We start from the raw sequence: 11799 nt of genomic DNA, 5'->3' as shown, positions 1-11799 counted from the left end.
AAACGCCAAAGCAGTTTTATTTTGTGAAAGATGATTGTCTATAAAATACCTGACCACTTTGTATTTAAACTCTGGAGAAAAACACCTTGGTTTTGTGACGGGTTTTAGTCCTTCAATGCCTTTTCTTTTATATAACTTTACCCACGACTCCACTGTACCGACAGGCACTTGAAAGTGCCAAGCGGTTAAACCATAACCATCATTACTCTTAAAATAATGTTCAATGACTTGTTTTTTAAAATCGAATGGATATTTTTTGGCCATAATTTTGTTCCCAAAAGTAGATTTAAACAATCCAACTTTTGGGGGGCAGTTCATTCGCAAAAAATCCCCTAAATCGGACGTGGTCACTGTAGCTATTTTGTACATCAAAGCTTAAAACGTCCGAAACCACCACACCCAATTTATTCTATTTACCAACCCAAAAAAGGCCTGATTTTACACCCAAAAATCGGTCAGAAAAGATATTGATTTTATTGAAGTTTTTATTTGACAGTTTTTGACAAACCGCCATATAAACTAAATTCACCCCAAAAAAAACAACCAGTATAAATTCTAGATCCAAAAAATACTAAAAATGCTAGAATAAATTTAACCTATTTGATGATACAGATTTTATGGAATAACATGGCTTTTGATTATAGTGCAACACTAAACCCCAAAAAAGCACTAATATGGCGAATTGTTCATATAAATAATATCCCTTGGATTTTAGATAATGGGCTACATTGTGGTAAAAGTAATATTCGATGTGAAGATTGGGTATCAATAGGTAGTACCGAGCTCATTGATAAAAGATCATCACACCCAGTACCTGTGTTTCCTCATGGTTATTTAAATGATTATGTCCCTTTTTATTTTACGCCGTTTTCACCTATGCTATTAAATATAAAATCGGGGCGAGGAGTCAAGCAACGTAATAATGATGAAGTTGTAATTCTTGTTTCGTCATTGCATAGAATACAAGAATTACAACTTAAGTATGTTTTTACTGATATGCATGCTTATTATAAATGGGCGTCGTTTTATTCTGCTATTGAAGATTTAGACCGTATTGATTGGGAAATTTTGCAGAGCAGAGATTTTTCTCGTGATGAAGATGATACTGCTAAGTTTGAACGTTACCAAGCCGAGGCGCTGATCCATCAACACTGTCCAATTAATGCATTAGTTGGAATGATTTGTTATAATGAGCAAGCAGAAGAAGACCTTAATACTTGGTTACAGCAAAGGCAACTCAAAATCCCCGTTCATAAAAGACCTAGGTGGTATTTCTGATGATTAAATATACAAAAGGTAACTTGCTTGAGGCAAACGTAGAGGCATTGGTCAATACCGTTAATACCGTTGGTGTAATGGGTAAAGGTATTGCTTTGATGTTTAAGGAACGTTTTCCAAAGAATATGTTTGAATATGCTAGAGCATGTAACCTAAATCAAGTTACCACGGGTAAGATGTTTGTCACTGAAACAGGTGAGCTGATAGGACCCCGTTGGATTGTTAATTTTCCCACAAAACAGCATTGGCGGTCACTATCGCAAATAGAATGGATTGAAGACGGTTTAGTCGATTTGCGTAATTTTATTGTGACTAATCATGTTAAATCAATCGCAATTCCTCCTTTAGGGGCAGGTAATGGAGGATTAGATTGGGCACAGGTAAAACTTAGAATAGAGCATGTTTTAGGTGATCTCAATAGTGTTGATATCATTGTTTATGAGCCAACTCAGCAATACCAAAATGTTGCTAAGCGACAGGGTGTTAAAAAGTTAACGCCTGCTCGTGCGCTTGTCGCGGAATTGATTCGACGTTATTGGATTTTAGGTATGGAGTGTAGTTTGCTCGAAATCCAAAAATTAACTTGGTTTTTAAAGCGAGTTATCGATAAGCAAGGTCTTAAAAATGACTTTAATTTACAATTCCAAGCTCATAACTATGGGCCTTATGCCTGTAATTTAAATTATTTGTTAAATTCTTTAGATGGTAGTTATTTAAAATCAGATAAACGTATTCCTGATTGTAAAGCGTTTGATGTAATTTGGTTTAATAATGATGAGCAATTAACGGTTTCTACCTATTTAAATAGTGAAGGTAAACATTATTTATCCGCTTTGGATGAAACAACAAGGCTGATTGATGGTTTTGAGTCACCATTTGGAATGGAGTTGTTAGCCACCGTTGATTGGGTTATTTCGCAAACAAAATGTAAGCCGACACTTTGTGATGTAAAAGAGCAGATTGCTCATTGGCCTGCAGGTGAAAGATGGGCGCAAAGAAAGTTGCGTTTATTTAGCGATAAACATATCAATTATGCTTTAGAACGATTACAAGGCTTTGCTTATTGATATTTTTATTATATAAGGCTTTTTGTATTGTTAAATTTTTGTAGTGTATTTTTTGTTATACTACGATTTACAAAACGAGTTTATACCTATTTTGCCATAAAAAAACCAGCCAAAGCTGGTTTTTTTTTATTTCAATCAACTAATTAAATTTTAGTTGTAAATGTACGAGCAATAACGTCGCGTTGTTGTTCAGCAGTTAGTGAGTTAAAACGCACCGCATAACCAGAAACACGAATGGTTAATTGTGGGTATTTTTCTGGATGTTGTACGGCATCTTCTAAAGTTTCACGACGAAGAACGTTCACATTTAAATGTTGACCACCTTCAACTTTAACAGTTGGAGCAACGTCTAATGGGACTTCACGATATTCGAATTGACCTAGTTCTGCAGTTGGGATCACTTGATCTTCTTTATAAACTGATTTAGCAGCTACACAACGTGCTTCTTTTGTAGCGTTGTCTAATAACCAGAAAGAGTTAAGAAGTGCTGCATTGTCTGCTTTAGTAATTTGGATACCTGTAATCATTTTAAATCCTCCTAACGGGGCCTTATTGCCCTAAAATAATTAGGGTTAATATAGCACTTTGAAAATTTGATTAAAGTCAAAAAAAGCTATTGATTCAATAAGCAATACCTTTAATTTTTATTTTTATTTATGATAGGTTATTATGTTAGAAAGAGCTAATTTTGCTAGTAACACATTGGCATTATTAATGAGTGGTATAAAATATGACAACACAATTAACTTGGCATAAAGTCATTGGTGAAGAAAAAGAAAAGCCTTATTTTCAACATATAATGCAATTTGTGGCATCTGAGCGCGCTAATGGTAAGATTGTGTATCCGCCCCAGCATGATGTGTTTAATGCGTTTCGTTTTACGCCATTTGACCAAATCAAAGTCGTGATTTTAGGGCAAGATCCTTATCATGGTCCTAATCAAGCCCACGGACTTTCATTTTCTGTTTTACCGGGAATTAAGCCACCACCATCGTTAATGAATATCTATAAAGAACTATCAACAGATATTGAGGGATTTATAATTCCTTCTCATGGTTATTTAGCCTCTTGGGCGACTCAAGGCGTATTATTATTAAATAATGTGCTCACTGTTGAAGCAGGGCAAGCGCATTCTCATGCCAAAATAGGTTGGGAAATTTTTACTGACCATGTGATAGCTGCAATTGATAAACATCTTGAGGGTGTGGTTTTTTTATTGTGGGGATCGCCAGCACAAAAAAAAGGGCAGTTTATTAATCGCCAAAAACACCATGTATTAACGTCAGTGCACCCATCGCCTTTGTCTGCTCATCGTGGCTTTTTTGGTTGTAAGCACTTCTCTAAAGCAAATGATATTATTATGCAGCAAGGTAAAACGCCAATTGATTGGCAACCAACGCTACCGGAAGATCATAAATGAATACGAATAAAAAACGTCGAACAAGTTTGCAAGAGATCGCCAATTTAATTGGGATTAGTAAAATGACAGTGAGTCGTTTTTTGCGCGATCCTAATTTAGTGTCTAAGCCGCTTCAATTACAAATTTCTGCTGCGATTGATAAGCTTGGTTATATTCCGAATAAAGCGCCTGATATGCTGTCTAATGCAAAAAGTAATGCAATTGGCGTTGTGTTCCCTTCTTTAACTAATCAGGTTTTTGCCGATATCTTAAAAGGTATCGAAAAGGTTACCGATGTTAGGGGTTATCAAACCATGATTACCCATACTGGCTATAATGCAGAAAAAGAAGAGTCTCGATTACGTTCACTGCTTTCTTATAATATCGATGGGCTAATTTTAACCGAAAGAATACATACCCCTGCAACATTAAAAATGATCGAAATTTCTGGTGTTCCTGTGGTTGAAATTATGGATAGCGTTTCCCCCTGTATTGATATGGCTGTTGGATTTGATAATTTTACTGCGACTAGAAATATGATCCATCGTATGATAAATAAAGGGCGTCGTAATATCGTCTATTTTAGTGCAAGACAAGATCAGCGTAGTATTATTCGTCAGCAAGGTTATGAAAAAGCAATGGAAGATGCGGGATTAAATCCACGAACGCTAGCGACTAAAGAAGCATCGTCTTATGAATTGGGTGCAAGATTTTTACATCAAACTTTAACTGATTTTCCTGATGTTGATGGTATTTTTAGTACTAATGATGACTTAGCTTTAGGGGTATTGCTTGAATGCCAAAGAATCGGGATCGAAGTGCCAAAACAAATAGCGATTGTCGGATTTCATGGACACCAAATTGGTCAATTTATGAATCCAAAATTGGCGTCTATCCATACCCCAAGAGTGGAAATGGGGCAAATTGCTGCCGAGCTGTTATTAAAACGAATTAATGGTGAAAAAGTCGATCAAAAAGTGATTGATTTGCCGGTTGAGTATTTAGACGGCGAAAGTATCTGATCAAATAATTTTAATAAAACAACTGTTAATATTAAAATCGATTTTACTTTATCCAGCTCGTTGATTTCAGGTTTTCATAAAATGAGTTCTATGTTAGAATTATCGCTCAGTGGTTATTTATACCTACTAATAGATTATAGAAATAACACTGAGGTTCCCTCCCATGAAAATAGTTGAAGTAAAACACCCTCTCGTTCGCCATAAAATTGGTTTAATGCGTGAACACGATATCAGTACCAAGGACTTTCGCGATCTTGCCAGTGAAGTTGGTAGTTTATTAACCTATGAAGCAACGGCTGATCTCCCTACCGAAAAAGTCACCATAAATGGTTGGTGTGGACCGGTTGAAGTTGAGCAAATTAAAGGTAAAAAAATTACTGTCGTGCCTATTTTGCGTGCAGGCTTAGGTATGATGGATGGTGTGCTTGAGCATATTCCAAGTGCTCGTATTAGTGTTGTCGGTTTTTACCGTAACGAAGAAACACTTGAACCAGTTCCTTATTTCCAAAAATTAACCTCTGATATTGAAGAGCGAATGGCTTTAGTTGTTGATCCAATGCTGGCAACAGGCGGTTCTATGGTTGCGACGATCGATTTGCTTAAAAAAGCAGGTTGTAAAAATATTAAAGTATTAGTTTTGGTTGCCGCACCAGAAGGCATTAAAGTGCTTGAACAAGCTCATCCTGACGTTGAACTTTATACCGCATCAATTGATGAGCGGTTGAACGAAAAAGGTTACATATTACCAGGACTTGGGGACGCTGGAGATAAAATCTTCGGCACAAAATAAAATCTCAAATTTTAGACCGGTTAATCCGGTTTTTTTATGCCTGTCAAACAGGCAAGTTATACAACAAATTTAGTTAAGTAAGAGAGGCGCGATGTGAGCAATATCACAACAGACAAAACAGAAAATATAAAATCACAGCATAAGCATTCTTGGCAGGATATTTTTACTGGCGCACAAATGTTGTTTGTCGCATTTGGAGCATTGGTATTAGTACCGTTGTTAACGGGGTTAAATCCCAATGTAGCGCTTTTTACTGCTGGAGTAGGTACTTTACTATTTCAATTAACCACTAAAGGTAAAGTGCCAGTATTTTTAGCTTCATCATTTGCGTTTATTGCTCCTATCTCATTTGGTGTTGCGCAGTGGGGGATCCCAGCTACTTTAGGTGGTTTAGTTGCCTCTGGTTTTGTATTTATGCTTTTTGCTTTTTCAGTCAAAATGAATGGTAGACATGTTATTGACCTCATTTTACCGCCGGTTGTGACCGGTCCAATTATTATGGTTATTGGTTTATCGCTTGCACCAGTTACTGTTGGGATGGCAATGGGTAAAAATAGTGGGCTACAAGCTGAAAATTATCAATTGATTCTTATTTCAATGGCTTCACTATTAACAACGCTAGTGGTGGCTATTTGGGCAAAAGGTTTTTTAAAATTATTACCAATTATTTCCGGTATTGTGGTTGGTTATGCGCTTTCTTGTGTGTTTGGTATTGTCAATTTTCAACCGGTGATTGATGCGCCATGGTTTAAAGTGCCTGATTTCACGTTTCCTGAATTTCACTGGCAAGCGATTTTGTATATGTTGCTAATTGTGATTGCTCCAACTATTGAACATGTTGGTGATATTATGGCAATTAGTACTGTTACAGGTAAAGATTATACGCGTGATCCTGGTTTACATCGCACATTACTCGGTGATGGACTAGCAACTTCGGCAGCGGGATTTTTTGGTGGACCACCTTGTATTACTTATGCCGAAGTGATTGGTGCTGTTACATTAACGCGTAATTTTAAAACTCGCGTTATGACATGGGCGGCAATTTGGGCTATTTTAATGTCTTTTATTGGTAAAATCGGTGCACTTTTAGGATCAATTCCAACTGTAGTCATGGGGGGAATTATGGTGCTATTGTTTGGTTCAATTGCATCAGTGGGCATTAATATTTTAGTTAAACACAAAGTGGATCTTTCTGTGCCTCGAAATATGTGTATTGTCTCATTAGTCTTAGTTTTTGGGATTGGTGGAATGATTTTTGATTTTGGGTCATATGCATTACAAGGTATAAGCTTGTGTGGGATTTTAGCCATTGTGTTAAATCAGATCCTACCACATCAAGGAAGCTCAACTGATATTCATTAAGTCTTTCTCTTATAATCGTTGGCGCTATTATGGCGCCAACGATAGTGATACCCACCGTGCTAATTTATTTCGGTATTTTGTATTTTTAGCCTTGCATGAATGGTTAAAAGTGAATAATTACTTACTTCTTTATTTTTATTGGACACAGTTAAGAATACCTATCTTTATTTCCTGATAATGAGCCATTTCAACCAATTTTCCCTTCGTTTAGTTATGTTGTTCTATTAGCATAATGTATATTGTTTTTTGAGTATGTAAGTAAAAACTCACAATTGATAATGGCTTTTATATATTAAGTATTAAATAAGGTGTAATTTAGATTTAAGTAATATTAATGGGTGCGCCTTTGGGGAGAATGATGCGGATCTGTTTATCTTAATTGTGGGCGAAGTGAGTGCTTAAGCATAAAACTCACTTATCAAAAATAAGTGAGTTTTAAGTAATAATTGACTTTATTTGATTGGACGCATAGTCGGGAATAAAATCACGTCACGAATAGTGTGACTATTGGTAAATAGCATCACGGTACGGTCAATCCCAATGCCCAATCCTGCTGTAGGCGGTAAGCCGTGTTCAAGTGCGGTGATATAATCTTCATCATAGAACATAGCTTCATCATCACCCGCATCTTTTTGTGTGACTTGATCAGCAAAGCGTTGAGCTTGATCTTCCGCATCATTAAGTTCTGAGAATCCATTGCCAATTTCACGACCACCAATAAAGAATTCGAATCGGTCAGTAACAAATGGATTTTCATCGTTACGGCGAGCAAGCGGTGAAACTTCTGCTGGATATTCAGTAATAAACGTTGGTTGAATTAAATTTGCTTCAGCCACTTCTTCAAAGATTTCAGTCACAACACGACCAAGTCCCCAGCCTTTTTCGATTTTGATGCCAACAGATTGGGCAATGGCACATGCTTTATCAAAATCATCTAAATCGGCATTATTGGTTTCAGGGCGATAATGGCAAATTGCTTCACGCATGGTCATTTTAATAAATGGTTTACCAAAATCGAAAGTATGCTCGCCATATTGCACAACAGCATCGCCTGTTACCGCAATTGCTAAACGACGGAATAAGGCTTCGGTTAATATAATTAGATCTTTATAATCGGCATAAGCCATGTACATTTCCATCATGGTGAATTCTGGATTGTGTCTTGGCGATACCCCTTCGTTACGGAAGTTACGGTTAATTTCAAAGACACGTTCAAAGCCACCCACCACTAAACGTTTTAAATAAAGCTCTGGCGCGATTCGTAGATACATATCTAAATCAAGCGCATTGTGATGCGTAATAAATGGTTTCGCTGATGCACCACCAGGAATGACTTGCATCATTGGGGTTTCAACTTCCATAAAGTGATTTTCAAGCATAAAGTTACGGATTTCACTAACCACTTTTGAACGCGCTTTAAACGTCTCTCTTGATTCTTGATTGGTGATAAGATCCAAGTAACGTTGACGATAGCGCATTTCTTGATCGGCAAGTCCATGAAACTTATCAGGCAATGGACGTAGCGCTTTGGTTAGTAAACGAATTTCTTCACAGTGAATAGAAAGCTCGCCTGTTTTGGTTTTAAATAGGTAACCTTTCGCACCGACAATATCACCTAAATCCCATTTTTTAAATTGTTCGTTATAAAAACCTTCAGGAAGATCATCACGGGTAACATAAAGTTGGATCTGTCCAGCAACATCTTGCAAAGAAACAAACGACGCTTTCCCCATAATACGGCGCATCATCATACGTCCTGCGACCGTTACGATAATTTTGTTTTCAATGAGTTCTTCGTTAGTTTTATCGCCATATTGTTTGTGGAGATCGTTTGAAATCGCATCACGGCGAAAATCATTAGGAAACGCAACACCTTGTTCGCGAAGATGAGCGAGCTTTTCGCGACGTACTTTTAGTTCGTTGTTTAACTCTTCAATTTGGTTTTGTTGATCTTGCTGCTCTGTTGACATAATTTTACCTTTTATTTATAGCCAAGCGGTTTATAGGCCTGCTTTTAAGCTTTCTTCAATAAATTGATCTAAATCGCCATCTAATACGGCCTGCGTATTACGCGTTTCAACACCAGTGCGTAAATCTTTAATACGTGAATCATCAAGCACGTAAGAGCGAATTTGACTGCCCCAGCCGATGTCAGATTTGTTTTCTTCCATCTGTTGTTTTTCGGCATTTTTTTTCTGCATCTCAAGCTCATACAGTTTTGCTTTTAACTGTTTCATGGCTTGATCTTTATTGCTATGTTGTGAACGGTTATTTTGACACTGTGTCACAATACCGGTTGGAATGTGGGTAATACGTACTGCAGACTCGGTTTTATTCACATGCTGCCCACCGGCACCTGATGCACGGTACACATCAATGCGAAGATCGGCTGGGTTAATGTCGATATCAATATCGTCATCAATTTCAGGATAAACAAATACTGACGAAAACGAGGTGTGGCGTCGATTACCTGAGTCAAATGGGCTTTTACGGACCAGGCGATGCACTCCAGTTTCCGTACGTAACCAACCGTAAGCATAATCACCCGATACTTTAATCGTTGCTGATTTAATACCGGCAACATCGCCATCAGAGACTTCCATCACGTCGGTTGCAAAGCCTTTTGATTCAGCCCAACGCAAATACATTCTCAGTAGCATTTCAGCCCAATCTTGTGCTTCAGTGCCTCCTGATCCAGATTGGATATCCAAATAACAGTCTGCGCTATCGTAATTGCCTGAAAACATACGCCGAAATTCAAGTCCGGCCAGTTTTTTTTCTAGTTGTTCAAGTTCGCTATTTGCTTCATCGAAAGTCTCTTGATCTTCCGCTTCGATAGCTAGTTCAAGTAAGCCTTCAACATCGTCAAGACCTTGCGTTAATGAGTTGATAGTATTAATAATTTCATCTAGTGCAACGCGCTCTTTACCTAACGCTTGCGCTTTTTTGGGATCGGCCCAAACTTCGGATTGTTCTAGTTCGGCATTAACTTCTTCTAGCCGTTCCTTTTTGACATCATAGTCAAAGATACCCCCGAATCACAGCCGTGCGTTCGGTAAGTTCTGCTATCTTTGATTTAACAGGATTAATTTCAAACATGATTTAAATTGGTTTGCTCAGTTTTATGATTTTTTTAACAAGCGTTCATTGTAGCGGATTTGGGTATAATTTAGCAATTGCCAATTGCCATTTTGACTTGAACTTGATGAATAAAGTGCTCAGCGAAAAGCAAAGATAGCGCATAAAGCGCCATCTTTTTAGTTGAAGATATTTAGTGCAAGCTGGGTTATTTTTTTGCTTCAGCGTATAGCTCAGCAACTTTATCCCAGTTAACCACATTCCAAAATGCACCGATGTAATCAACACGACGATTTTGGTATTTCAAATAATAAGCATGTTCCCAAACATCAAGCGTTAGGATAGGTGTACCAGAAACACCAGCAAATTTTTCGCCCATCAATGGTGAATCTTGGTTAGCTGTTGAAACCACTTCAAGTTTACCATTTTGTAATACTAACCAAGCCCAACCAGATCCAAAGCGAGTGGCTGCCGCTGCTGCAAATTTTTCTTTAAATGCATCAACTGAACCAAAATCTTTTTCGATGGCAGCTTTAAGTTCACCTTTTAGCTCGGTACCGACTTTTAATAATTCCCAGAAAAGGGTGTGATTAACATGACCACCTACGTTATTTTTAATGCCGGTAAGTTTATCAGCGGGCACTTTATCTAAATTTTTTAATAAATCGCTTGGGCTAAATTCTTTAATTTCAGCAGATAAAGTTTCAATGATAGCATTGGCATTGTTGACATAGGTTTGATGATGTTTATCGTGATGAAGATGCATTGTTTCAGAATCGATATAAGGTTCTAATGCATCATAAGCATAAGGTAAAGGGGGTAAAGTATAAGCCATGAAATTTGCTCCTTTCATATATTAGGTATTATTAACTACTTTATCTTATGAGTATACGGGCTATTAGAATAGCCCTCAAACTATCACTTAGATAGTTAGTGGCTATCTGTGATTAGGCTGATGATTATTTTTTCAATTAGTTTTCATTACTTGCTATAAATGGGGTATACATCATAATTGCGTGGTTTTCGCTGATGAGCTTTTCTTCGACATGGTTATCAATTAAATGTGTTTTGCGTTGCCATATTTTATTATGTCTGGTGTAGCCTCCCCACCACTGTTGTTCAATGCGATGATCGGTTTCTAGGATTTGATAATGATGAGTTAATGGGATATTAGCAAGTAATTCACCATGTAAATATTGATCATCAAGCCAAAGATTAAGCCGGTAGGTGGTATTGGTTTTATTGATTAATTGTAAATCAACATAGTTATAAGACAAGGTTGCGCCACAAGCAAAAGGAATTGTACGATTGATATCAGGGAAAACATCAAAACTATGCCGCCAACGCTCTATAATGGTGAGATCAGAATGTAACACAATCCAATAAATCAAATTACCTAATTGGCATAATCCACCACCAATATCTTTGCCTATCTGTCCATTATGCAATGATAGTCCTTCTAAAAATCCTCGTTTTTTCGATGGGCGTCCTACTTTTTGCCAGATCGAAAAACGTTGATTGGGCTTAATGATTGAACCATTAAGTTTTTCAATGGCTAATCTAAGATTAGTGATCTTATTATATTGTAAATACATATCAACATCTTTTAGTGGTCTTAATAAAACAGACTGATGTTTTTTGTGTGAATAACAACAGGTATTATTATTTATGTCGACAGTACTATAGGTATGACGATGTCGCCACCAATCAAATTTTCGTTTTAAGATAAAATACTCTTTGCCTAATTTCAGCCTTAATTTACTGCGTTTTATCGGTTTATCGACAATGATATCCTTCATAATT

The 11799-nt window shown here is 37.1% G+C and carries 12 protein-coding genes; 6 read left to right on the top strand and 6 right to left on the bottom strand.

The features are described 5' to 3' along the window. The coding region (locus tag ACYH9I_RS06710) for a helix-turn-helix domain-containing protein (protein ID WP_483559814.1) at positions 1 to 264 on the bottom strand (264 nt) is incomplete at its 3' end. A 363-nt stretch (positions 265 to 627) separates the two neighbouring features. Between ACYH9I_RS06710 and darT the strand changes: the two genes are divergently transcribed. Next, positions 628 to 1278, top strand: a complete 651-nt coding sequence (darT, locus tag ACYH9I_RS06705) for a type II toxin-antitoxin system toxin DNA ADP-ribosyl transferase DarT (RefSeq protein ID WP_160402356.1) — start codon at positions 628 to 630, stop codon at positions 1276 to 1278. After that, positions 1278 to 2345 carry a type II toxin-antitoxin system antitoxin DNA ADP-ribosyl glycohydrolase DarG gene (gene darG / locus ACYH9I_RS06700; RefSeq protein ID WP_483559812.1) on the top strand — a complete coding sequence of 356 codons (1068 nt, stop codon included), beginning with the start codon at positions 1278 to 1280 and terminating at the stop codon, positions 2343 to 2345. Before darT ends, darG begins: the two co-directional genes overlap by 1 nt. A gap of 143 nt (positions 2346 to 2488) precedes the next feature. Here the strand turns inward: darG and grcA are convergent, their stop codons facing one another. Then, positions 2489 to 2872: an autonomous glycyl radical cofactor GrcA gene (gene grcA / locus ACYH9I_RS06695; protein WP_483559810.1), complete on the bottom strand. Its 384-nt coding sequence runs from the start codon at positions 2870 to 2872 to the stop codon at positions 2489 to 2491. 203 nt (positions 2873 to 3075) lie between these two features. Here grcA and ung point away from each other — a divergent pair, with 203 nt between their 5' ends. The 4 genes from ung to ACYH9I_RS06675 all read left to right on the top strand — a co-directional run bounded on the left by ung (position 3076) and on the right by ACYH9I_RS06675 (position 6918). Beyond that, positions 3076 to 3765 (top strand): uracil-DNA glycosylase, encoded by a 690-nt coding sequence (gene ung, locus ACYH9I_RS06690; protein WP_483559809.1) that lies wholly within the window; start codon positions 3076 to 3078, stop codon positions 3763 to 3765. Further along, the gene (gntR, locus tag ACYH9I_RS06685) at positions 3762 to 4766 is read left to right on the top strand and encodes a gluconate operon transcriptional repressor GntR (protein WP_483559808.1); all 1005 of its coding nucleotides are present in this window, start codon (positions 3762 to 3764) and stop codon (positions 4764 to 4766) included. The genes ung and gntR overlap by 4 nt, the downstream gene beginning before the upstream one ends. A 163-nt stretch (positions 4767 to 4929) precedes the next feature. Further along, positions 4930 to 5556, top strand: coding sequence for a uracil phosphoribosyltransferase (gene upp, locus ACYH9I_RS06680; protein ID WP_091350428.1), 627 nt, complete (start codon positions 4930 to 4932; stop codon positions 5554 to 5556). A 126-nt stretch (positions 5557 to 5682) separates the two neighbouring features. Then, on the top strand, positions 5683 to 6918 hold the full coding sequence (locus ACYH9I_RS06675; RefSeq protein WP_483559823.1) for a uracil-xanthine permease family protein: 1236 nt from the start codon (positions 5683 to 5685) through the stop codon (positions 6916 to 6918). A 452-nt stretch (positions 6919 to 7370) separates the two neighbouring features. Here the strand turns inward: ACYH9I_RS06675 and lysS are convergent, their stop codons facing one another. The 4 genes from lysS to ACYH9I_RS06655 all read right to left on the bottom strand — a co-directional run bounded on the left by lysS (position 7371) and on the right by ACYH9I_RS06655 (position 11795). Continuing rightward, positions 7371 to 8888: a lysine--tRNA ligase gene (lysS, locus tag ACYH9I_RS06670; protein WP_483559806.1), complete on the bottom strand. Its 1518-nt coding sequence runs from the start codon at positions 8886 to 8888 to the stop codon at positions 7371 to 7373. Positions 8889 to 8918: 30 nt separating this feature from the next. After that, a protein-coding gene (gene prfB / locus ACYH9I_RS06665) for a peptide chain release factor 2 (RefSeq protein WP_483559804.1) occupies positions 8919 to 10017 on the bottom strand; the annotation gives its coding sequence in 2 pieces (ribosomal slippage) (positions 8919 to 9941 and positions 9943 to 10017; 1098 coding nt in all). 187 nt (positions 10018 to 10204) lie between these two features. After that, the gene (locus ACYH9I_RS06660; RefSeq protein WP_091350432.1) at positions 10205 to 10831 is read right to left on the bottom strand and encodes a Fe-Mn family superoxide dismutase; all 627 of its coding nucleotides are present in this window, start codon (positions 10829 to 10831) and stop codon (positions 10205 to 10207) included. Positions 10832 to 10967: 136 nt separating this feature from the next. After that, positions 10968 to 11795: a VanW family protein gene (locus tag ACYH9I_RS06655; protein WP_483559803.1), complete on the bottom strand. Its 828-nt coding sequence runs from the start codon at positions 11793 to 11795 to the stop codon at positions 10968 to 10970. Between the last annotated feature and the right edge of the window lie 4 nt (positions 11796 to 11799).

Source organism: Gilliamella sp. X-23 (genome assembly GCF_057063545.1).
Note: the sequence above shows the minus strand (reverse complement) of the source record. Positions and strands in the feature narration are given on the sequence as shown.

Coding starts and splice junctions, on each gene's coding strand:
- darT (WP_160402356.1), top strand. CDS start 628: ATGGCTTTTGATTATAGTGCAACACTAAACCCCAAAAAAGCACTAATA.
- darG (WP_483559812.1), top strand. CDS start 1,278: ATGATTAAATATACAAAAGGTAACTTGCTTGAGGCAAACGTAGAGGCA.
- grcA (WP_483559810.1), bottom strand. CDS start 2,872: ATGATTACAGGTATCCAAATTACTAAAGCAGACAATGCAGCACTTCTT.
- ung (WP_483559809.1), top strand. CDS start 3,076: ATGACAACACAATTAACTTGGCATAAAGTCATTGGTGAAGAAAAAGAA.
- gntR (WP_483559808.1), top strand. CDS start 3,762: ATGAATACGAATAAAAAACGTCGAACAAGTTTGCAAGAGATCGCCAAT.
- upp (WP_091350428.1), top strand. CDS start 4,930: ATGAAAATAGTTGAAGTAAAACACCCTCTCGTTCGCCATAAAATTGGT.
- lysS (WP_483559806.1), bottom strand. CDS start 8,888: ATGTCAACAGAGCAGCAAGATCAACAAAACCAAATTGAAGAGTTAAAC.
- ACYH9I_RS06660 (WP_091350432.1), bottom strand. CDS start 10,831: ATGGCTTATACTTTACCCCCTTTACCTTATGCTTATGATGCATTAGAA.
- ACYH9I_RS06655 (WP_483559803.1), bottom strand. CDS start 11,795: ATGAAGGATATCATTGTCGATAAACCGATAAAACGCAGTAAATTAAGG.